This window comes from Pseudohalioglobus lutimaris (genome assembly GCF_002866825.1).
GTDB lineage: Bacteria > Pseudomonadota > Gammaproteobacteria > Pseudomonadales > Halieaceae > Halioglobus > Halioglobus lutimaris.
Genome location: NZ_PKUS01000026.1, coordinates 1 through 23,264, shown reverse-complemented (window position 1 = coordinate 23,264; position 23,264 = coordinate 1). Strand labels below are relative to the sequence as shown.

The window sequence follows — 23,264 nt, the reverse complement described above, 5'->3', positions numbered from 1 at the left end:
TATTGGATCTGTGATCAGATGATTAACGAGGAATTACTGTGACACAGAATTCTGAACACTCCCCCCGTATCCATGCCATCCAGGCTCTTGGTATTTCCCTGCCAATACTCCCTGATGCCCTCATGCCCCTTATTGTCTGCCCACTTACTCAATGTCGGGCGCTCACCAACCAAATCGTAGTACGGTACAGCATAACCACACGATGTTTGAACCAGCTCTATATCAACTTCAAAAACCTGACGCGCTCCAGTGTGCGCAGGAAACAGTTCTATCAGGCTGCGCCATGCGTCATCGCGAGGATGAACAGCTATAGCTTTCCCGTACAACCTGAGGATAAGAGGCTGCTTGTCGAACGAACAAAACATTATCGTCATTCTGCGGTTTTCACGGACGTGAGCCGCTGTTTCGTTACCACTGCCGGTAAGATTTAACCAGGCCACTTTGGAGTTGTTCAGCACACGAAAACTATCCATGCCCTTGGGGGAGACGTTAACCAGACTTTCATTCCCGGCGGTTCCGACAAAGAAAATATGCTGCCTTTCAATGAAGCCAACATGCTCATCTGTTAGAGATTCGTATCTCTGGGCCATATCAATTCCTTAACCGGAAAGCGCTGATTAACGCGAAGGCCGCCAGGTAATAATGGTGGGCGACGGGGTTATAGCGTCAAAGCGTAGCATACTTGCAGGCCAGCACAGCGAACCAGGAGCTGCCATCCACGCCACGCCATCCGTTGAGATTTTAAACGCCGCTCGCCAGGAAAGCTTCTACGCAAAGAAGTTTAACGAGATGATCCACACGGTAAAAGGTACAACGGGGAGCAACCGACATGCAGAATGTAGGCCTTCAACAGTAACGAGCGCTTTTTCCGTAACTGTTCGATCTGCGCGGCTTTTCCCATGGCGCTAGCCGATACCACGGCATAGACGTTCAGGTTGCAAAGCGTTACTTCGATATTCCATCAAGGCCCCTTCTGAGGTGGCGGCAGCGCCCTCTTCACCGACAACTGAGCTACACGTTTTTCTGTACAACTAAATTGTGATATTGAATAACCAACTTGCTATAGACTTCTGGTATTGGAAACAGCCCTTACTAGCAAAATGGCAACAACAACGCCCAGGGCATTGGCTAACAGGTCATAAACCGACATGACACGGCCGGGCATATAGGACTGCGCCACCTCCATTAAGCCACTGTAGACCACAATACCAGCGCATAGATACAGGTAATTCCTGGGAGTAGATGCAACCCGATGGGCTAGTATGGCGAATACGAAATAAATAATTAAATGGCCTGCCTTATCCCAGTTTGCGAGCTGCGCACTACCCATCGGCCGCAAAGAGACAAACGTTACAAAGCCAGTGAACATGAGAAAGCTTAAAATATTCATTGAATCTCTGGTTAGCATTAGCCGTTCAATATACGAAAGTGCTTCGACGGATTCACGCCACTATACAGCACGGCTTCCGTAAGACTGCTGATCAGCATAAGGAGCAGCGGTACGATTGCCCTGAGCTGGGCTGTCGTTCTGATCTACCGGACACCCGGGTCACTCGACAATCGGCCAGACCTGGAAGCAGCCTCGCAAGCGTCGACTACCCAGCGGAGCTGAACCGGATGATGGCGATACATTTCATACGGTAGTAGTTTGTAGCTGGGTGAGCGGCCAGGGCAAAAGAGAGCTTTTACCCTAACGGGCCTGGTATCCAGTACTCAGTTTTTAAAGATGAGCGATGCACTTAATCTCGATTTTTAACTCAGGCTGCACAAGCGCGACCACCTGGACCACTGTCTGGCACACTTCCGGCTTACCGCCATATGCTTTCTCCCTTGCGGCATATATTTCCTCTACATTTCCCAAAAGAGCACTCATGTCAGTTACAAAGAACGTTTCATCGACAATATTGTCCATGCTCGCGCCAAACTCTGCCAGAACACGTTTCAAATTAGCGTACGCGGCATCAACCTGCTCGCTGAGCGAATCAGGGGTTTTACCCGTCGCATCCACTCCAACCTGGCCGGCCAAATAGAGGACATTCCCCACCTGTGTTCCCTGTGCAAAAAAGTCTGCAAACGGGCCACTTCGATACAATTTCTTTTCAATACTCATAGTCAAAACTCTTATGGAAAACTGTGATATATGGCAGCGTGACGCGCATTGACGCATCCTTGCTCAGTGTAACTTACATGTAGTGAATCATAATACGGTGGACACTACCCCCCAGGGTAGGGCTAACCTTTGCAGCGACTCTTGGGGGCCCGCTCAGATTATCGTAACCCGCAGCCCGTCTTGCGCGCCGATGCAGAACTACACTGCCCTGCATCCAAGCCTCGACCTCGATGTACCCGCTTCTCTTTTCACACCGAATAAACAGCCAGCACTGCAATGGGTGTGAGGCTTTTCTCAACGGTATGTTTCCAGAAGCGCCTTGTTTTTCTGCTCCGCTTCCTCCTCAAACCTGATCACTTTCTCCATAAAGAATTCTGCCGCCGGGCTGAGTGCGCGGCTTTTCAAGGAGATGAAGCCGTATACAGGCTTGATCCAGGGACGTTGAAAATCCAGCAAGACCAAGTCCCCTGACCTCAGCTGCGACTCAATCTGTAATGGCACGGCCGCGCCAATGCCATCGCTCTGGCTGACAATCGTTCGAGCAGTGGTGATATCGTCAATTTCCACGGATGGCACCAGGTGCCCACTACCCCGATCAATTTCCGACTTTCCCGGTATCGCGTCGGCCAGCCCGGCCGGCACGCGAATCGATACCAATGGAAATTGGTCCAGATCCTCCCTGCCTGGCTTTCCGTTATTGGCCAGGGGGTGGCCTTTCCGACAGTAAAGCACCATTTCATGGGGCCTGACCCGCTCTACCGACAAATGCTCCTCGTTTTCGGCGGCATCGACTGCGGCGAAACCCAGGTCAGCGGTTCGGTTCGACACGTATTCATTCACCATCTCCCAGTTCCCGACGAAGGCGCGGTATTGCAGGTTGGGGAACTCGTTGAGCATGCTGCCCAGGGCACGGTTTCCGGATATCTCCGCAGGGTAGACCCCCAGCACCACGGAGAAGCTTCCTGCCTGCAGTCCCCGCATCAGCAACATCTCTCTTTCGAGCGCTTCGGTATCAGCTGAAATGGCTTTTGCCCGGGCGAGGAATACTTCTCCGTACCGTGTTGGTTCTACCGTGGTTTTATTGCGATCAAACAGAGAGACGCCCAGCTCCAATTCAAGATTACGAATACTGCGGGACAAGGCAGATTGGGAGAGATTTGCCTCAATAGCTGCGCGAGTAAAGTTGCCTTGTTTGAAGAGGCACAAGGCGTGGTTCAACTGACGGTGGCTAATCATTATGCGTTTTACATCTAATTATTGTGTATTTAATGCATTAGACGGAATGCTTTTGCTGTGGTCAACTCTTTCATCCACTGCAATTACCCCAGGAGCAACAGTCCAATGAAGAGCAGATCTACAGGCATAAGGATGATTGCCCTTGCTACTATCACCACTCTGGCTTCGCAATTTGCGCTCGCCAGCTCAAAGCCAGCCACTACTGATGAGAAAGCGAAGCGGCCCAATGTGCTGGTACTGATCGCTGACGATATGGGCTACAGCGATATCGGGGCCTTCGGCAGTGAAATTCAAACCCCGAACATCAACCGCCTTGCGGCCGAGGGCGCCAGTTTTACCAACTTCCATGTTGGTGCTACCTGCTCACCCACCCGGACCATGCTGATCAGTGGTGTTGATAACCACCTGGCGGGACTTGGCAACATGGGTGAAATCATGGCGGACAACCAGTTTGGCATGCCGGGCTACGAGGGGTACCTCAACACCAGCGTCGTTAGCATTGCCACCGTAATGCGCGATGCCGGTTACAACACTTACATGGCTGGCAAATGGCACCTGGGCGGAAACCCTGAATCCATTCCCCACGCTCGCGGCTTCGATCAATCATTCGCCCTCGCCGAGAGCGGTGCCGACAATTGGGTAGAGCAGCCCTATGCGCCAATGTACGAGCGCGTGCACTACTTTGAAAATGGCAAAGAAGTGTCACTGCCTACTGAGAATTATTTCTCATCTGACTTCTATACCCAGCGCATCATTGAAAACATTGAGACCAACCGCGACAGTGGTGAGCCGTTCTTCGCGTGGCTGGGTTACCAGGCAGTGCACTATCCGCACCAGGCACCAAAGGCGTTTATCGACAAGTACAACGGCGTCTACGACGGTGGCTGGGATGAGATGCGCCGCAATCGCCTTACACGACAGAAAGAACTGGGTATTTTCCCCGACAGCGTGCAACTGGATGATCAGTTTGAAAAAACCTCCTTTGGCGACTGGCAGATCCCCGACTGGGATACGCTTTCCACAGAGGAACGGAAGTTCAATATTCGCCGCATGCAGACCTATGCCGGCATGGCCGACAACATGGACCACAACATTGGCAAATTACTGGACTACCTGAAAGACATAGGCGAGCTGGACAACACCCTGATTATCTTCATGGCCGACAATGGTACCGACCCCAATCTGCTGTCCTCCAAGGCTGAGTACCGCGACTGGTACCGGAAAAATTACCAGTACACCTATATGGAAGACTACAAGGGCGACTATTCCACCATGGGCCAAAAGGGATCCTATGCCGACTATGGTCCTGGCTGGGCAGCTGCAGCCAACAGCCCCAATAGCTACTATAAAACGTTCTCTACCGAGGGCGGCCTGCGTGTGCCCTTCATCGTACGCTACCCCGGGGCGATACCCGCGGGGCTCCAGTCCAACACCTTTGCCTTCGTGAGAGATGTCTACCCGACTATTCTCGAGGTGACGGGTGTAGATATGCCCGGTGACACCTACAAAGGCAGGCAGATCCACGCGCCCGACGGAACCAGCATGTGGCCAGTGATAACTGGCAAGGCGGACACCGTGCACCCGAGTTCCGAGGCCATAGGCTATGAACTGGCCGGAAGCAGTGCTGTGTTCAAGGGTAAATACAAGCTGTCGATTAACCCGCCACCCAAAGGCACTGGAGAGTGGGAGCTGTACGAGATCGCCATCGATCCGTCTGAGATCAACAACCTGGCCGCGTCCATGCCGGAGCTGGTGAAGGAAATGATCGCTGATTACGCCAGATACGAGAAGGAAAACGCCGTGGTGCCAGTGCCCGAGGGCTATAACCCGCTGCTGCAGGTATTGAAAAACAGCGAGCGAGTGCACCACTGATTGATCACGATGAATCACGGCGCCCTAGATACGCTTGATCAGCACCCTTGACCTTCCCCCTGCGGGAAGGTATACGGTTATTGTATGAAAACTGGGCGTAGTGAAAGCTACAGCATTCTACAATGATGACGCCGCGACTTTGGATCACGCTTGTTCTGACAGGGCTTATCGCTCTGCAGTCGCTCGCGTCGGTCGCTATGCCTTGTAGTATGTCTGCTGATCCGGGTGGCCACTCGCTTGGCAGTGATGTCGACAGCATCGATCACTCTGGCCATCAAATGCACACCAGAGATATCACGCCAGAATCATCTGGTGACTGTTGCGACGATGGCTACTGCTCCTTGAACGGTTGCGCATCAATGGGGTCTACCCTGAATCTCTACTCTGCCATGCCCGAAATCCTCCAGGAAAGACAGATATCACTCTGGCTTATGCCTGCTTCCCCACCTCCTCACCCAGATTCCCTGTTACGCCCTCCTTCCAGCTAAGTCCCCAGGACAGGTGCGCCTGAAATTCGGCGCCCCGGCACCTGCGTAATCTGATTTTCACCTCGGTCTTTACACCGAGCGCAGCGTTTTTTGCGAGCACAAGCACCGCTGCCTGGACTAACAGGATATGGACGGATACAAGTGAATACTTCGCCTCTAAAAAATTTCTGGCCGCAGCTACTGGCCGCCTTGATGCTGACGTTGCCCTCTGTAGCAGCCAACGCCGCACTGAGCCTGAGCCAGGCAATCACCATCGCTCAGCAGCAAGACCCCTGGATTGAAGGAAACCAGCTCAGGCAACAAGCATTGGAAGCACAGAGTATTGCGGCAGGCTCCCTGCCAGATCCAGTGATTACCGCCGGCTTCGCCAACCTTCCAACCGATAGCTTTAACTTCGATCAGGAGGCGATGACGCAGTTCAAGGTGGGTATATCGCAGGTTCTGCCTCGGGGAGACAGCCTCGCGCTCAGCCAGCAACGCCTGGGACTGTTGAGCCAACAACACCCACTGCAGCGTGCCGACAGGCATGCTCTCATCGAATCTGAAGTGTCTGGCCTTTGGCTGGACGTCTGGCGCACACGGGAGACGATCCAGCTAATAGAGCAGGACAGGGATCTCTTTGAGCAGCTCGTGGATATTGCGGAGTCAAAGTACACCAGCGCGCTGGGCGGTACGCGCCAGCAAGACCTGATTCGAGCCCAACTGGAATTGACTCGCCTGGAGGATCGTCTCCTCGAGTTGCACGAACAAATGGACGCATACCGCTCAGCGCTTGGGCAGTGGCTTGAGCAGCCTGGTGAGGTCAATAGCAACTCCCTTCACCAATCGCTTACCGATGAGTTGCCTGGTATTACATTGAAATCGCCAGAGCTGGTCTACGACGAATCAACCGCGGTGACACTACAGACACTGGCCGAGCTGATGGGAGCACATCCCGCCATCCTTTCCCTTGATAGAAAACTGGAAGCAAGTAGTACCGACATCAAGCTCGCCGAACAAAAGTACCGGCCGCTATGGCAGCTGAACGCCAGCTATGGCTACCGCGAAGACGACCCTATGGGTAATGATAGAGCTGACTTTTTCTCGGTTGGAGTAACGTTCGACGTTCCGCTCTTCACCGGCAGGCGGCAGGATCAACAGCTTCGCTCAGCACAGGCTTCAAGTGAATCAGTACGAACCGAGAAGTCGCTACTGTTGCGTCGCATGGTCGCTCAGTTCAATGGCCTCAAGGCGCGGCTATTACGGATTGAACAGCGACAGAATCTCTACAACTCCCGACTGCTGGAACAGATGAGCGAGCAGGCTGAAGCCTCGCTGGCCGCCTACACAAACGACGACGCTGACTTTACCGAAGTAATACGGGCAAGAATCGCTGAACTCAACGCACGAATAGAAGCCCTTGGAATCTCGGTTGAGCGCCAGAAAATCACCGCACAATTGAATTATTTTTTCACGCCTGCGATGACAGGCGAGGATGCCTGACATGAACAGCTACATTAAATACGCAATTGCGCTGGTCACTGGCGCTGTAGTGGGGGCGCTCGCCTTTCCCTTCTTCGTGGACACTAAAACTGAAGTGGAAACCTCGGCATCACCCGATGAACCGCTCTACTGGGTGGCCCCAATGGACCCCGACTACAGACGAGACGGCCCGGGGAAGTCTCCAATGGGCATGGCACTGGTGCCGGTTTATGCCAAACCGGTTGATTCAGGAACAATCGAGATTTCGCCAGCTGTTGTAAACAACCTGGGCGTACGCACGGCTTCAGTGAAACTGGAAAGACTTCAGGAAGACATACGTACGGTAGGCTACGTTCAGTACGATCAGGATCGTTTGATTCACATCCACCCTCGTGTAGAAGGCTGGATTGAAAAACTCCACGTCAAGGCCGCGGGCAATCCCGTTGAAAAGGGCCAGGCACTGTACGAAATTTACTCTCCGCAACTGGTGAACGCTCAAGAGGAATTCGTCCTCGCCTTGCGTCGAAAGAATGAACGGCTAATTCAGGCCTCAGAAGACCGCCTGAGGTCGCTGCAACTCTCGCCAGAGCATATAGAGCAACTCAAGAAAGACCTGCGAGTCGCTCAGACTGTAACCTTCAGATCGCCTCAAGCGGGTGTCGTAGACAATCTCAACATCCGCGAGGGTTTCTTTGTCGGGCCCAACACCACCCTGATGTCTATAGGCGCTCTGGATGAAGTCTGGGTGGAGGCTGAAGTTTTCGAAAGGCAGGCCGCTCTCGTGGAGCCGGGGCAACCAGTCACCATGCGCCTCGACTTTCTTCCAGGCAGGGAATGGCGAGGAAACGTTGACTACATCTACCCATCGCTGGAAGCCAGCACTCGCACGCTGCGAGTTCGCCTCAGATTCCCGAACCATGGCGGTGAACTACGTCCAAACATGTTTGCGCAGGTAACTATTCACTCCCTGGAGCATGATGAGGTCCTGGTTATACCCAGGGAAGCGCTGATACGAACGGAGAACCAGGACCGGGTCGTTATCGCCCTGGGCGAAGGGCGGTTCAGGTCGGCCGTGGTAGAAGCCGGGCGAATAGCGGGTGCGACGGTAGAAGTGCTCGCCGGATTGTCAGCGGGCGACGTCATTGTGACATCGGCCCAGTTTCTGCTGGATTCGGAATCAAACAAGAGCGCCGACCTGGAGCGAATGAGTTCCGCAAAACAGGAGCACATGAACCATGATTGAAGCCATCATTCGCTGGTCTGTAAGCAATCGGTTCTTTGTGCTTCTGGCTACAGCAATTCTGGTCGGTACCGGCATTTTCGCCATCAGGAATACGCCTGTCGACGCTATCCCTGACCTATCAGATGTACAGGTCATTATCAAAACGAGTTACCCCGGGCAGGCGCCCCAGGTCGTCGAAGATCAAGTTACATACCCACTCACCACCGCCATGCTGTCGGTGCCAGGTGCGGTTACGGTACGCGGTTTCTCCTTCTTCGGTGACTCATATGTATACGTAATTTTCGATGAAAAGAGTGACCTGTACTGGGCCCGCAGCCGAGTGCTGGAGTACCTGAGTCAGGTCGCCCCCAAGCTACCTGAAAGTGCGAGGCCACAACTGGGACCCGACGCTACTGGGGTAGGCTGGGTTTACATCTATGCGCTCACAGACCCAACAGGCCAGCACGATATAAGCGAGTTACGCAGCTTGCAGGACTGGTTTCTCAAATATGAACTGCAGAGCGTGCCAGGAGTTGCCGAGGTATCCGCCGTAGGCGGCATGGTCAAACAGTACCAGGTGAAAGTGAACCCGGACAGACTTCGCGCATACAGTATTCCTCTATCTCACATACAAACAGCCATACGAAACGCCAACCAGGAGGTGGGTGCATCCGTCGTCGAAATGGCGGAGGCGGAGTATATGGTACGAACGTCGGGATACATCTCGGGAACACAGGACCTGGAGAATATCCCACTCGGCGTCAATGACAATGGCACGCCGCTGCTGCTTAAGGATGTAGCAACGATAGGTACCGGGCCGCAAATGCGACGCGGCATCGCTGAGCTGAACGGCAAGGGAGAGGTGGTAGGCGGCATTATCGTTATGCGTTATGAAGAGAATGCACAAGCGACCATTGATGCCGTGAAAACCAGACTGGAGGCGTTGCAATCGAGCCTGCCTGATGGCGTGGAAGTGGTTACCGTTTATGACCGCTCAAGTCTTATCGACCGTGCAGTAGAAAATCTCTGGCATAAACTGGGCGAGGAGCTGCTTATGGTTGCAGCAGTGTGCCTGGTATTCCTGCTTCACTTACGCTCCTCGTTAGTGGCCATTATTAGTCTGCCTGTCGGTATTCTGGCCGCCTTCATCGTCATGTACATGCAGGGTTTGAACGCCAACATAATGTCTCTGGGGGGTATCGCGATTGCCATCGGCGCAATGATAGACGGTGCTATTGTCCTCATCGAGAATATGCACAGGCATATAGAGAAGAACCAACTAACAAACGAAAACCGCTGGCAGATAGTCACCGAGGCCGCCGTAGAAGTCGGACCTGCGCTATTTTTCAGTCTGCTGATAATTACAGTCAGCTTTATTCCTGTATTTACTCTTGAGGCACAAGAGGGTCGAATGTTTTCGCCTCTGGCGTTCACCAAAACATATGCAATGGGCGCAGCGGCAGCGCTTGCCATCACCCTGGTCCCGGTGCTGATGGGCTACTTCATTCGCGGAAGAATAATATCTGCCCGGAAGAACCCGATAAACCGCCTGTTGGTCGCCGTATATACACCCATATTGAGGCGTGCTCTGCGCTACCCAAAAACCACCTTGCTAATTGCTGCCCTGGTAACCATGAGCAGTCTTTGGCCTCTCAGTCGAGTCGGCAGCGAATTTATGCCGCCTCTCGACGAAGGGGACCTGATGTACATGCCGACTACCTACCCGGGTATATCTATCGGAAAAGCGCGAGAGCTTCTTCAGCAAACAGACAAGTTGATCAGCACGCATCCTGAAGTCCTGTCTGTCTTCGGCAAGATAGGCAGAGCTGAAACAGCCACCGATCCAGCGCCTCTGACAATGATCGAGACATTCATCCAACTGAAGCCGCCTGAAGACTGGCGGCCCGGCGTCACCACTGAAGATATCAAGAGAGAGCTTGACGCGCTCGTCCAGATACCGGGGCTAACCAATGCGTGGGTCATGCCCATCAAAACGCGTATCGACATGCTGGCAACGGGAATCAAGACGCCTGTTGGCATCAAGGTTGCCGGGCCAGACCTTGAAGTAATACAGGGTATCGGCCGGGAACTGGAGACTATCCTGGGTAAGGTCCCGGACACCGCGTCGGTTTATGCTGAGCGAGTCGCGGGAGGCCGCTACATCAAGATCGATATAGACCGGGTCGGGGCCGCTCGCTATGGCCTGAATATTGTGGATGTACAACAAGTGATAGCCACCGCCGTCGGTGGAATGGACATTACCAATACTGTTGAAGGATTGGAGCGCTACCCGGTAAACGTTCGCTACCCCCAGTCCTATCGTGACTCTCCAGAAGACCTTTCCCGGCTACCCATAGTAACGCCTGCCGGCCAGCGAATTGCGTTGGGCGATGTAGCTAACGTTCACATCGAAGATGGTCCTCCCGGAATCAAGAGCGAGAACGCCCGCCTCAACGGCTGGACCTTTGTAGATATCGATACCTCCGATGTCGGGGGCTACGTGGAGACGGCCCGGAAAATCGTGGCCGATGAGCTCTCGTTGCCGCCAGGGTACTCGGTGAACTGGTCCGGCCAGTATGAGTATATGGAACGCGCCAAAGCCAGGTTGAGCTATGTCATTCCACTGACCCTGGCTATTATTGTTGTGCTGCTTTACATGAACTTTCGAGCCCTGGGTCCAGTGCTTATTCTAATGGGGTCACTCCCAATGGCATTGGTTGGCACTGTATGGCTACTGTACTTTCTGGAATACAACTTCTCCATCGCTGTGGGCGTGGGTGTAATCGCGCTCGCAGGCGTCGCAGTAGAAACCGGTGTCATCATGATCGTATATCTCGACCAGGCGTGGTTGAAAACCAGGGAACACACAGAGCCTGGCCGTCAGGTTGATGGGCTTTCTGAGGTCGTTTTACAGGGCGCGGTGCAGCGGGTTCGCCCTGTTTTAATGACCGCGGGGGCAACTATTGCCGGTCTACTGCCTATTCTATTTGCTACAGGAACTGGCTCCGAGGTGATGAGCAGGCTGGCAGCGCCTATGGTCGGCGGCATGATAACTTCAGTTCTGCTAACGCTACTGGTTATCCCGGTAATCTATTTGCTTTGGAAAGAGAACGACGCCTGAGGAGAAACATGCATCGTTTCAACGGTCGTGAGCAAGCGAGAAGCTCGCTCCCAATGGGGCGAAGATCAGGATCTGTCAATTCTAATCGACCACGCTCAATTATCGCGGGGCCCTACATCGACTTTTTCTCCATAGTAATCACCCAGATGCCCCGAATCTGGCCTTCCTCATACCCCGTCGCTTTGTCGTTGGGGTAGGTAGCCTGCAGTGCACTCATGGTGTCTTCCGCGATATTCACTCCCGGTGAGCCATGGCATTGGAGGCACATGCCATTGGTCACTATCGGATAATAACCCACCATGCGTCCATCGAGCTCCTGCACCGATGGCTCTGGGGTGTTTCCCGCTGCCAGTGCCGCGCTGGCGGAGGCGATGTACTGGAGCTCGCGGTTCACGGCGGCATTGCCCGGATTACGAGGTCGATCACTGACGCGCTTGATAGCTGCTTTCAGCCGGACTGACATATCGTCCGCAATAGGCACTGCCTGTTCTGAACAGAACTGAATAGCCGATGTAGGCCCGCCTGTTTTCAGCGCGTGCTTCAGGTTCTTGCCCAGTTCGGACTTGGTACGCATGGCTATCTGCTGACCGTGCATCAGGTAGTCCGCATCTGTTAGCAGTTGCGCGCCATGAGCGCCTCTACTCCTGTGCCGCTCCCTGGCGTAGTGTTCTTCAAACCATCGAGGGTTTTCCATGGGGCTATGAAAGATGTAGTACGCGATCTGTTCCAGCATTGCTTCATTGATGCCAAGGTTTGGCATCAGTCCAAAGCGTTGTATTGCACCGGGCATTCGCGCGTTTTCCGCCGACGGTGCGCTCACAAACTGCTGGAGGTCCCGGTAAAACTCGGCGTAGGTGGTGTTGTTATAAACATAGTGCTTTTTGATGGCGACCATAGGTGGAGCGATCCGGTCCGCGGCAGAACCCCTGGGACTGTGGCAACTGAAGCACGCTGCTTCAACTGCGCGAAAACCGGCATCCAGCTTCTCCTGGTCGACCTTGCTTACTTCTTTCCCGGGTGCCGGTTCAGCCTCATCCGAGCCACAGGCGAAGAGAGCAGTCAGGCTCAGTACGCAAACAGCCGCGGACAACAGTTTCTTAACCATGATGATTCCTTGTTACGGTGTTCCAGGGACGGAGTATCCAGCGCAGCACAAATGACACCATGATACCGCCGGGCTCGACTACTCACCCATCACTGAACCTTAATTGATTACGGCCCTCGGATTTCGCGTTATAGAGAACACGATCAGCTCGAGCCAGCCAATGTGACCAGTCTTCACCGTTTTGCAGCGTGGCGACACCTGCAGAGAAGCTCACCGGCCCGTCGGAAGTGCTGACCCTGCCAGACAGCCTGTCGTGCAGGGCCGGCAGCTCGCTGCGGGCAGTGGCCGTGTCCATGCCCGGGAACAGAATTACAAATTCCTCACCGCCCATGCGATAGAAGCCGTCTTCTGCGCGCAGTGAGCCGGCGATGCTGCGCGTGATGTCCACCAACACCTGGTCTCCCACGTCGTGGCCGTGGCTATCGTTGATGTTCTTGAAGTGGTCAATGTCCAGCACCATCAGGGTGCCACGGTTATGCTCGCGGCGGCGGTCGGCAACAATGTCCTGTAGATGCCGGTGCATCATGCGGCGATTTCCCACCCCGGTCAGTGGATCGACGTTGGCCTGAGTAGCCAGTAGCTGGCGCTGTGCACGCAATTGATCCATGGACATCAGCGAGAAGCCGCAAATGAGCAAGGCCACTGTCGACCAGCTCACATGGTGAAGTGGCGAAAGGTAGAGGTGTGCCGACGCCGACAGGGTGACGATAACGATGATATTGAGTCCCAGCGCCCAACGCCGTGACAGTGTCAGGGTGTTGACCAGGAGGACCATCAGCGCCCACAGCAGGCCGTTGTTGCTGACAAAAAGGGCGCTGATCAGGCAGCCCGCGCTGATCGTACAACCGAACAGGTAGAGCGCCACGTGTCGGTAACGTTGTGAGAAGCCCAGTAGCATGGGCACGGCTACAGCTGCGACGATACCAACGTTAATAAGAGCGCCGTGGTATTCGCCTGAGTACCAGCGGTAAACGGCAAAGCCACCGACTACGGCCGCGCAGATCAGGCCGACCATATACATGACCGACTCTTCCAGGCTGCGCCGCGAGGCGACAGACGGCCTCGCAGCGAGTTCGTGCTGCGCCATACTCGGCTCTACCGTATCTGTTTGCGACATGGGATTGTCCTACACTCCGGCGCGGTCTAGGCCACGCGGTACGCTCAAAGTTAAAGTTAGCTTGGTCGGTACGCAAGGGCGAGGCAAGCGCTTATGGGGAAATTATCTCAGATTTTCGATAGTGATAATTCGCAAACTTAAACCACTGTCGGCTACTTACCTGATTGCGGGCTTATCGGAGGTCAGGATCCGCCTGAATCCAGGACTGCAAACATAGAGCCCGTCATCCGGCTTCATTGTTATACTGATTTGGACATTGCTAACGTACTTATCACCACTAACCCACTGGATACAAGCCGATGAGACCGGAAGTCACCGGATTCTTTGATGAGACCACCAACACCATTTCCTATGTACTGGCGGATCCCGAAACAAAACGCTGCGCTATCATCGACTCAGTCTGGGATTACGATCCCGACTCGGGCCGTACCGATACCAGCAGCGTCGACTCTCTCATCGGGTTCGTGAAGGAAGCGGGGTATGAAGTGGAGCTGATCCTCGAGACCCACGCGCATGCGGATCACCTGAGTGCATCACAGCACCTGAAACAGGAGTTCGGCGCACCTATCGCCATCGGTTCACATATCCGCGAGGTACAGAGCATCTTCAAGAAGGTCTTCAACCTTCCGGACCATGTCGTTCTGGAGGATTGCTTCGACCGACTGATCGAGGACCACGACGTGTTTTCTGTCGGCAGCCTGGAGCTGCGGGCAATACATACGCCGGGCCATACGCCTGCCTGTATGGCCTACATCTGCGGCGATATCGCCTTCATCGGCGACACGCTGTTCATGCCCGACTACGGCACGGCCCGCGCCGACTTCCCCGGTGGTGATGCGGAGACCCTGTATCGCTCTATCCAGAAACTGTTCGAGTTGCCCGACGATACCCGACTCTACCTGTGCCACGACTATCTGCCGGCGGAAGGTCGCACAGAGTATCAATGGGAAACCACTGTTGGAGAACAACGCCGGAGCAACATCCATGTGCATGACGGCATCTCCGAGCAGCAGTTCGTCAAGATACGCAGCAACCGGGATGCGACTCTGTCGCTACCGACTCTGATCATACCCTCAGTGCAGGTGAACATCCGGGCGGGCAGCCTGCCGCCGCCCGAATCGAATGGCGTGTCCTATATCAAAGTACCCGTGAACACGCTGTAGAACGCGGAGAACGAAGGGGTCCGGCCCCGCACGTCATCGACCAGAATAAAGCAAAATGTCAGGGCTCAAATCGATAACAAAATCAACATGAAACTCGCTGTCGCCTAGCGGCACGGGCATTTCACACCTTTCACCCCACCTAGTGTGCATCTGGTCTAAACTAACGCTCAGTCAATGCGCCGCAGCAGGAAATGGCCCAGTCGGCCAGGTTCAACTTACGTCATACGCAATAGGTGTAGCATCAGCAAACGCAAACAAAAAACAGCCGCGCCCCGGCTTATAACGCCTCTCAAGGTCGCCGTGCTCGCTGCGGTATTCAGCATTTATCAGTATGCGACCACCGGAAAGATTAGCTGGATCACCACTGTCTATGAGTCTGTGGAGAGTCGGGTATCCGGGTACGCAAGCCGACCCGATGCAGGGTGGAGAAAGGCGGCGGACGCTATAGAGGACCTGGGCGCGACCAGAGAGGCCGTGCCAACCCGGTTCGACATCACCGGCAAGGTAGTTCGGGTAGTCGATGGCGATACGCTGCATGTGTTCGAAGGGGAAGGCGTGCAGACCCGGATTCACCTTTATGGCATTGATGCTCCCGAGACAGACCAGCCCTACTACAATGGAGCCAGGGACGCCCTCGCGTTAATGGTTGCCGGTGAAAGTGTTGGTGTGACGGTTGTTGATACGGACTGGACTGAACGCACTGTTGGTACTGTGTATCTAGATGGCAAAAGCATCAATCTTGAGATGGTTCGTGCTGGCCATGCCTGGTGGTATAGAAAGCAGGCGCAATATGATCGTCCGCTACAGGAAGCCGAGAGGCAGGCATCGCTGCAAAAGCTGGGATTATGGGGTAACGCTGACCCGGTCCCGCCCTGGGATTGGAAGCGGGGTAAGCGGTAAACCCTTCTTGTTAAAATGGGGAGGAAGTGTGACATGGCTCCCAGTTTTTTCAGGCAATCGGCGATCCACTGTACTTTTTCCATCAATGTTCTACAGTCATAAAGCATGAAAAAGGCACAGCCGGTGCAAACCGGTGTCGCAAAGCCACGGATCCCACAGCGTAGTGTTTCGCCATCTAACGCAGCAGGATCGCCGGGTCACCAGCAGAAATACGCGTTAGCTTGCCCGGCGAAGGCTGTGTGCTCTCCACACGTTTTGATCACAACACACTGACTCGCCGCTAGCTTCGCGTTTCGCGCAAGCAAAATGTTCGCGCCTCGTCCACCGATATGCAGTTACGCTGCAGGAGAGTCAAATGACACACAAATACTTCGAAGTTCCTGCGTTTAGGTATGCAGCCACGGCAGCGGCAGGGCTGCTGCTTGGACTTTCCGTGAACCCAATTGCACAGGCTGACGGCACCGAGACCCTCGGACCCGCAAGCGTTTTCATCGCCTCTGGCAGCGACATCTCCGCCGCCGGTACCGGCATGGCTGTACAACCTGGCTTGATATCGATCTCTGTGCCGGCAGGGGCCACTGTCAACCAGGTGCTATTATACTGGTCGGGTGAGATGACCGAGAACGTGGTCGGGGATAACAGCATCAATGTTGGCGGCACAGAAGTGTTCGGCGCTTTGATTGGCGGCCCGGCTTTCTTTTTCAGCGGCACATACGAAACGGCATATCGAGCCGATATAACATCTCTCGACCTCGTCGCACCGGGCTCCAACAACATCAGCGTCAGCGGCCTTGATTTTTCCAAGATCAGCGACGGAGCGGGTATTGTAGTGATATATGAAGAGCCAGGCGACGGCGCTGAAATCGCTATCCGCGACGGTATCGACCTTGCCTACATCGACTTTCCGGGTGATCGGCAAGTAACCGTTGCTCAAACGTTCGATTTCACGCCCTCTTCAACGCCCCGCATTGGTTCGTTGGCAATGTTCTTTGGCAGTGTTGTAGGTGACGTCTCAGGGCTCGGCGCAGAACGACCAACTTCTATTGAGATCACTACCGGGGGCGTAACGACAGTACTTTCCAATCTGCTCGCGAGCGGTGACGGCGACGAGTGGGACACGCTCAACCTGGACGTCACCATTCCTGCAGGAGCCTCAAGCCTTACCGTACACCCCTACTCTCGAGACGACTTGGCCACTGAGAATACGCCCGCCTCGTTATCGTGGATTGCCGCCGGACTTTCGGTGCCTAATGAAGTTCAGCAGGGCGGTGGTGAAGGATGCACTCCAGGTTACTGGAAGCAAAGCCATCACCTGGGATCCTGGACCGGATACGAGCCGGGCGAAGATTTTGAAGAAGTGTTCGGTGTTGATGCGTCATTCGTTAAGACGCTGCGCGGAGCGTTGAGGCAAGGCGGTGGTGGCGAAAAAGCCCTGGGCCGCCACGCGGTAGCCGCCCTGCTCAATTCAACAAGTAGCGGCGTTGATTACCTGTATACCGCGGCACAAGTTATTACCATGGTTCAGAGCGCCTATTCAACCGGTAGCTTTGAGTCCATAAAAAACCAACTTGAAGAGCAGAACGAGTCCGGTTGCAAGCTCGGCAGGAACGAGGGAGAAGACACTTCCGCAAGCGAGCCGAAGAAGTCAAAGGCGACTAAAAACCGCGGCAAGAATAAGGGGCGCGGAAAATAGGGAAGCCAGAGAAGTAGCGGCGCCGACAAAGGGAATTGAACAAAACGTCGCCGTTAGACAGGACCATCGCGGACTGGCCAAAGCTGCTGACAGCGTGACCACTGGAGCGGGCTGCACCCGGAGGTGTCCGCTCTCGCTTGTTTCGAGAAAGCGAAAGATAGCGCCGCTTCCCGTTCGTTGATCTACTGAATTCTATGTGCGTTGCTTCGCTTACGTAAATCGTTAGCCACATTTACATAAGTGAAATAGTCGCGACCTGATCTGACTGTTACCAAATCGATAGCCGTACAGTTGCCAGATCAAGTCGCGACCATTACAGCTAGGCGTTGTAGAGTGTGAAAGCACCAATTGCAATGAATCCAACCCCCGCAACGTAGTGTAGATATCTCTCGTCGATGTATTCTGACATCATGCTCCCGGCCAACACACCGATGGCCGAAGCAATGATGAGAGCCGTTGATGCGGCCAGGAATACGGTGTACTTGCTTACCTCCTTGTCCGCGGCAAAAAGCATGGTGGCCAGCTGAGTTTTATCACCCAACTCTGCGACAAAGACAGAGACGAGCACAGTAAGAAATATTTTCCAATCCATACGGCAGTATCCTTGGAGGCCTGTTGTTTGATGATAAGCTGATGTTGCCTATTCGGTGGTACTCGAACAACCAGTAAGTCTAGTCGAAGGACGTCGCATAGAGTTTGCCAAATTCGAGCTGAGCTGCCTGATGATTTATCTTTTTGCCCCAGTTAAACATTGTATAGCCCTCGGACTGCAGGGATTCAATGGAGGGTATGTCGCCTTGGAATATCCCTTTGCGATAGTTCTTTGCCAACTTCGGCTTAATACCTGCCTGATGCCAGGTCCACAGTAGATAGGTCGGCTCGAAGAGCAGACGTTTTCGATTCCAATTCTCTGGAATCCTGTGCAGTAGAGCTCTGCGAATCAGCCTCGGCGTATGTAATACCGGGTTAGGAGCGTAGATATTCTGGCAGCGAAAGAAGGCTAGCGTCTCCCACAGCCAGTTCTGCCAGTTATTGAGCTCCTCGTTTGGGCGTTTGCGTTGTCGGTGCACGATAAGGGGAAGACTAAACTCTGTCTCGGGATCGCGGATGGCCCTGAGTAGTAGCATATCATCGTGCCACCAGATCCAGGATTCGAAATGCTCTGCGAATATGTACTGGTGCTCCCATAAGCGCAGAACCTTATTGGCTCTTGGAGAATGTTTCCAGTTAGTGATCGTCTGTATTTCGTTGTGTTCCAACCAGGCCTCTGGTGGCAGATACTGCGCCTCAGTCAGCAGGGCGATGGGCCAGTTTCCCAGGTGATGACGAATTGCAGCAACCACCACAGGCAGGTAGTCCTGAGCCTTCGGTCTATAACTGATGGCAATTGGGGGTTTATATTCAGCAGAGGAAAAATTCATTTTTCGGAGGCTCTACACATCGCGTGCTTACTAGAATGCCGTTGATATAGTGGGCCCAGCTGTTGCCGCCTTCATTCACGGACACACATTGTTCCCATGGCGATAGGCTCCCCCGGGTTTTCTTCCGGGGGAATCCAGTTAGCAATAGCGCCGGCGACTCCTCAAGGGGCGCTGTCATCTGAATCGTCTGAATCATCTGAATCGTCTGAATCATCTGAATCATCTGAATCGTCTGAATCATCTGAATCGTCTGAATCATCTGAATCATCTGAATCATCTGAATCGTCTGAATCGTCTGAATCATCGAACTCAGGACCCCCATCGAGTTGATCTTCAAACTCGAACTCGATTTCGTCAGCAATACCGTCGGCTAATTCTTCATCCTTCACCTTCACCAGGTCGCCAGTCTGCAGCTGACCGAAGAAAGCGTCTGCACTGATCGAGTTGTCATTGAGGTCTTCGAACTCTGTACCCGATATGCTAAAGGTTACCCCCAGTACCGTAGTGTCCACACCGGCATTGAAACTATCCACAGGTCCTTGCAGGACATCGTCGTCCTGCTCATCGCGATCAATGCGTGTTGCTATAAGGTTGCTACCATCGAGAATGGCTTCCACTTCCAGGAAATCGCCGCTGCCGATGTCGGACAAAGTCAAATTATCAACTCTTTTCGTGTCATCATCGAGCAAGGTTTGCGCGTTGACCAGAATAGTAACTTCTCCGCCAAACAGTCCCAGTGTGACGTTGTCTCCGGCCACTCCATTCACGGCCGCCTCGATCTCGATTCTTCCGCGGCGAGCTTCTACGGTTTGTGCGTTCAGCAAGGAGCCGTTCCAGGAACCTTCGACTTCAACCACCACCCCATTCGAGAGAGTCAAACCCGCAGGACTTCTACTTGCATTACTGGCGTTGATTCTAAGCCCGTTAATCTCGAAGTCGGCAGGGCTGACGAAGTTGCTGATCGCTCCCTGCACGCTGAGGTCATCGTCATCGTCAACCAGATCGGTAATGTCATCTTCACCTTCAACTCGTGAAGCAGTGATAACCTGACCTTCCAGGGTGCCGTGGACTTCAACTCTCTGCCCCTCTGAAAGGCTTCCGCCGCTCACCTCTGAGAGATCCGCGTTACTGTAGTCGACGATGAGATCTCCCAGATTGAACTGACTGTCAGTCAGATTCGTCACCAGCCCTTTCACCTCTACTTCAGTCTGTCCGGAGATGAATGTGGATTTTTTCTCCACCCGGGTCGCGCGCAGATTATTGACTCCCTCTGGGAAACCGGATACCTCTAACACGTCGTCAAGGGCGAGCGTATCGAATGTCACGTCCTCGAACACTGTTCCAGTACGCTCTACAATGACGTCGACGCCCAGTATGGTTAGTAGCTTGGAGTCATTGTCCTGACCGAGTTGGATCGAGCTTACCGGCCCCTCAATCTCGTTGTCGAAAATTACACTCTCTGCGGTTCCTGTGATGCCATCGTCATTGACCGTACCTCTCACCAGAACCACCATACCAACAGCGAGGTCGTTTTGGCTGCCCTGCTGCCCGTCGACAGTGATATCGGCATCGTCCGTCTCAAATTCGACGCCGTTAACAAAGATGCTACCAAATCCGTCGATGGTGCCAGACGAGGTGGCCCCACTGCCGCTGATGCCCTGTGGGGAGCCATCGTCGACACCAGCGATGGAACCGCCACCGCCGCTACCTCCACCGCCGCAGGCGCTCAGAGTGATGGACATAATTGCGGCGGGGATTGCTTTCTGCTTGAAAGGATTCATGGTGTGATCTCCTGCTCAGTGTGTTCCACGTAATAGATTCCTACGGCCACGTAGGCCGCTTCACTTTCGTCCTGGACTTCGTGCCTCGATAGCCAAGCATCATACTCCTCCAGCAATTCCTGCGAGCGTTGATTCGATAGCTCACGAAACTCGGAGAGGGCATCCTTGTGAACAAGCGCATTTGAAACTTTACGCTGAAACAGGCGACTCTCAGGTACAGCCATCATGTTATGGCCGATAGTTTCAATAAGTTCTCCAGCATCGGTCCCGAGGATATTCAATCGATCCAGGGGCGTAGCCATTGGGATGAATGCCTTTTTTTCCAGGGTGACGTACCCGTTGTCGACGCTCACGTTTCCGCTATCCTGCAACAGCGATAGCATGGCGACTGGCGTAATGTCTCCGCTATAACGCTTCACTAATTCTGCAAAACAAGGTCCATCCCCCTCAATCGCCAACTTCGCGGGTTCTGCGGTCGCCTGAAAGTCCGGGTCGTGCATCCAGCCGCTGATAACTCGTATAGCCTTATTGCGGCGGTGTCCCTCAGCACCAAGCGCATCGCCATCAGCTTCGTTTAGACGCTTCACCTCTTTCCTGCTGAGGCCGGTGAGGGCGGCCACGCCAGACACTGTGGCCCGTTTCCCGCGACTCGCCATATGGGCAAAACCCTCTTTCACGTATGCCTGACGGCTCAACTCAGCGAACGCATCCTGGGAGACTCCGTGATTTATGAGCACCCGGACTAGCGGCCTTAAGAGCTTGAGCACGGTCTGGTGGAGTGCCTGGTGTATTGTCATATCCATATTTGGGATTTTAGTCCCAAATATGGATAATACAAGAAAATATTCAAGAATATTTTAAAGCTGCTGGATCAGGACAAATAGCGTCGTAAAATTTGGCTCTATCCAGTGGCCAGAAGACATTCATGCCAATAGCCGGTGCATACGGACTTTCGCTGGTCGCCACAAACTGTGCGGGTTTTTTTCCGATACCCACATTTCAACCTTTCCCGGCGCGGTTTCTGACACCCTTTTGGATAGGTCACGGCTTCAGCTGCCGCGCTGGAACCGCCGGCTGCTGAGTGGCATGTTCTGTGACCATAGGCTTAAAACTGGAGGGCAGGCTCGAACGCACAGGAGCTTGTTAATCTCTCAACAAGCCGCATCATCTGGGGGCTGTGTCTCAGGACACTTATGATCGGGACTATTTGCCCTCTTTCTTCAATCGGAAGAAACTGGCAATACCCTCTGAGGTCTACTTACTAACGGATTGCTTGCCCAGTAATTTGCAGCTCACTTCCGCGCAATAGGGCAAGTATTCAGGCCCAGAATTTTATAGATTGGACAAAATCCGATTAGTCCTGTCACCAAAGGCACCAGGCCTATAAATCCCCACGGCGTATTCGGTCCCACTACCGTTAGGCTGAGCAATGCCAATCCAACAACAACACGTAGAACCCTGTCTACAACACCTTCGTTTTTCATTTTGAGTCCATCCTGTGAGAAAAGTCTGCGAGCTGTCATTTTTGTCCATTCACGGAAGTGGTTCCGTGACTAAGTCACACTGGGCACCAATTTCCAGTTAGTCGAGCGATTCCAGCGCAAGCGCATCAATTACCCGTATTTGCCCCCTGACTGTTTCAACGATGCCAGCTGTGGAAAAACCCTTCAAATGTCGACCAACAACTTCTCTTGCAGAACCAATCTCAGTAGCGATGGATTCATGAGTAGACGCCACAAATCCATCCGCATCAGAATTCTTAAGAAGATACTGCGCCAGCCGAAAGGCGACAGACTCGAGCGCGACCTGCTCAATCAGGGTAATTAAACCCGTGAGTCTTTGGCCAAAGCTCATAAGAACAAATTCGCGAAACTCCTCCGAGTCTTTCATCATCTGTTCGAAATCCTGCTTTGGCAGTGCCATTGCCGTCACCTTGGATTCAATTACAGCATCCGCAGGATACAGGCTGCCGGAGAGGATGCAGGAGGTCGTCAGAATGCAGATGTCCCCGGGGGACACTCTGTACAAGACCACTTCCTTTCCCCTGGGAGACCTGGCAAATACCCTCACAGCTCCATCGAGAACGATATAGTAAGTGCTGCAGACTTCCCCCTGTCGAAACAGGACCGAGCCCGCCTCAGCAGTGACTGTTTTGGCCGCTCTGATTCCTTCTGGCAACTTTATTTTCATTGTCTTTAAGGGGCCCTTGTACGGTTTGTAGGCATGCGAAATCGCCACCCACGTTGATCCAGATCACATCGCCGTATCAACTGAAATTGTAAAGGACGAGTGAGATATAGTTCGGCTTAGCGGTATGTCGAGAGCAAGGCGGCTGCTCCGTCCTACGCAAACGGAACCTGCGCATATCATAGCCGAAAGGTTGTACAGTAGGCGAAAACAGACAAAGCCTTCCACACTGACTTGAAGGTATACGTGCGGAAAATACAGTTGAAAGGAAGAGAGAGGGATGCTGTAACCAGCGGTGATACATCAATCATCGTAAGGACCGGAAGCCAGTTGCAGGCGGGGAGTTACTAACCGCCAACGCAGAGAGAGACTGTTAGTGCAGGAGTG

At 53.7% G+C, this 23,264-nt stretch carries 19 protein-coding genes and 1 riboswitch; of the genes, 7 read left to right on the top strand and 12 right to left on the bottom strand.

The genetic code is table 11. The features are described 5' to 3' along the window. Positions 1-14 precede the first annotated feature (14 nt). The 4 genes from C0039_RS16200 to C0039_RS16185 form a co-directional block, all read right to left on the bottom strand. Entirely contained in the window at positions 15-590 is a 576-nt protein-coding gene (locus tag C0039_RS16200) for a pyridoxamine 5'-phosphate oxidase family protein (RefSeq protein WP_101518683.1), read from the bottom strand. Positions 591-1,060: 470 nt separating this feature from the next. Next, positions 1,061-1,390, bottom strand: a complete 330-nt coding sequence (locus C0039_RS16195; protein ID WP_101518682.1) for a VanZ family protein — start codon at positions 1,388-1,390, stop codon at positions 1,061-1,063. Positions 1,391-1,720: 330 nt separating this feature from the next. Further along, entirely contained in the window at positions 1,721-2,110 is a 390-nt protein-coding gene (locus C0039_RS16190) for a Rid family hydrolase (RefSeq protein WP_076000163.1), read from the bottom strand. Between the two features lie 294 nt (positions 2,111-2,404). Next, complete coding sequence (locus tag C0039_RS16185; RefSeq protein ID WP_101518681.1) at positions 2,405-3,346, bottom strand: LysR family transcriptional regulator; 942 nt, start codon at positions 3,344-3,346, stop codon at positions 2,405-2,407. Positions 3,347-3,451: 105 nt separating this feature from the next. Between C0039_RS16185 and C0039_RS16180 the strand changes: the two genes are divergently transcribed. The 4 genes from C0039_RS16180 (at position 3,452) to C0039_RS16165 (ending at position 11,510) form a co-directional block, all read left to right on the top strand. Then, on the top strand, positions 3,452-5,218 hold the full coding sequence (locus C0039_RS16180; RefSeq protein ID WP_076000161.1) for an arylsulfatase: 1,767 nt from the start codon (positions 3,452-3,454) through the stop codon (positions 5,216-5,218). 629 nt (positions 5,219-5,847) lie between these two features. Further along, positions 5,848-7,188 (top strand): TolC family protein, encoded by a 1,341-nt coding sequence (locus tag C0039_RS16175; RefSeq protein WP_243391642.1) that lies wholly within the window; start codon positions 5,848-5,850, stop codon positions 7,186-7,188. A gap of 1 nt (position 7,189) precedes the next feature. After that, entirely contained in the window at positions 7,190-8,410 is a 1,221-nt protein-coding gene (locus C0039_RS16170) for an efflux RND transporter periplasmic adaptor subunit (RefSeq protein WP_101518680.1), read from the top strand. Beyond that, entirely contained in the window at positions 8,403-11,510 is a 3,108-nt protein-coding gene (locus tag C0039_RS16165) for an efflux RND transporter permease subunit (RefSeq protein ID WP_101518679.1), read from the top strand. The genes C0039_RS16170 and C0039_RS16165 overlap by 8 nt, the downstream gene beginning before the upstream one ends. A 112-nt stretch (positions 11,511-11,622) precedes the next feature. Here C0039_RS16165 and C0039_RS16160 read toward each other — a convergent pair whose 3' ends face one another. Together C0039_RS16160 and C0039_RS16155 are read right to left on the bottom strand one after the other, a co-directional pair. Then, on the bottom strand, positions 11,623-12,615 hold the full coding sequence (locus C0039_RS16160) for a Tll0287-like domain-containing protein (RefSeq protein ID WP_101518678.1): 993 nt from the start codon (positions 12,613-12,615) through the stop codon (positions 11,623-11,625). 82 nt (positions 12,616-12,697) lie between these two features. Then, a complete protein-coding gene (locus tag C0039_RS16155) occupies positions 12,698-13,732 on the bottom strand; it encodes a GGDEF domain-containing protein (protein WP_076000157.1) in 1,035 nt (344 codons plus the stop codon). A 299-nt stretch (positions 13,733-14,031) separates the two neighbouring features. Here C0039_RS16155 and C0039_RS16150 point away from each other — a divergent pair, with 299 nt between their 5' ends. The 3 genes from C0039_RS16150 to C0039_RS16140 all read left to right on the top strand — a co-directional run bounded on the left by C0039_RS16150 (position 14,032) and on the right by C0039_RS16140 (position 17,488). Next, positions 14,032-14,895, top strand: coding sequence for an MBL fold metallo-hydrolase (locus tag C0039_RS16150; protein ID WP_101518677.1), 864 nt, complete (start codon positions 14,032-14,034; stop codon positions 14,893-14,895). A gap of 300 nt (positions 14,896-15,195) precedes the next feature. Next, positions 15,196-15,795 carry a thermonuclease family protein gene (locus tag C0039_RS16145; RefSeq protein WP_165787165.1) on the top strand — a complete coding sequence of 200 codons (600 nt, stop codon included), beginning with the start codon at positions 15,196-15,198 and terminating at the stop codon, positions 15,793-15,795. 103 nt (positions 15,796-15,898) lie between these two features. Then, a riboswitch (cyclic di-GMP riboswitch) is annotated at positions 15,899-16,000 on the top strand. 150 nt (positions 16,001-16,150) lie between these two features. Continuing rightward, positions 16,151-17,488 (top strand): hypothetical protein, encoded by a 1,338-nt coding sequence (locus C0039_RS16140; protein ID WP_101518675.1) that lies wholly within the window; start codon positions 16,151-16,153, stop codon positions 17,486-17,488. A 319-nt stretch (positions 17,489-17,807) separates the two neighbouring features. Here the strand turns inward: C0039_RS16140 and C0039_RS16135 are convergent, their stop codons facing one another. The 6 genes from C0039_RS16135 to C0039_RS16110 form a co-directional block, all read right to left on the bottom strand. Next, entirely contained in the window at positions 17,808-18,080 is a 273-nt protein-coding gene (locus C0039_RS16135) for a TMEM165/GDT1 family protein (protein ID WP_076000154.1), read from the bottom strand. A 79-nt stretch (positions 18,081-18,159) separates the two neighbouring features. Further along, positions 18,160-18,909 carry a hypothetical protein gene (locus C0039_RS16130; RefSeq protein WP_101518674.1) on the bottom strand — a complete coding sequence of 250 codons (750 nt, stop codon included), beginning with the start codon at positions 18,907-18,909 and terminating at the stop codon, positions 18,160-18,162. Positions 18,910-19,070: 161 nt separating this feature from the next. After that, positions 19,071-20,690, bottom strand: a complete 1,620-nt coding sequence (locus C0039_RS21235) for a DUF5666 domain-containing protein (protein WP_207796474.1) — start codon at positions 20,688-20,690, stop codon at positions 19,071-19,073. Then, positions 20,687-21,493: a DUF6502 family protein gene (locus C0039_RS16120; RefSeq protein WP_133126037.1), complete on the bottom strand. Its 807-nt coding sequence runs from the start codon at positions 21,491-21,493 to the stop codon at positions 20,687-20,689. Before C0039_RS16120 ends, C0039_RS21235 begins: the two co-directional genes overlap by 4 nt. Before the next feature lie 489 nt (positions 21,494-21,982). After that, positions 21,983-22,174, bottom strand: a complete 192-nt coding sequence (locus tag C0039_RS16115; protein ID WP_101518672.1) for a YgaP family membrane protein — start codon at positions 22,172-22,174, stop codon at positions 21,983-21,985. 97 nt (positions 22,175-22,271) lie between these two features. Beyond that, on the bottom strand, positions 22,272-22,880 hold the full coding sequence (locus C0039_RS16110; protein WP_165787164.1) for a Crp/Fnr family transcriptional regulator: 609 nt from the start codon (positions 22,878-22,880) through the stop codon (positions 22,272-22,274). Between the last annotated feature and the right edge of the window lie 384 nt (positions 22,881-23,264).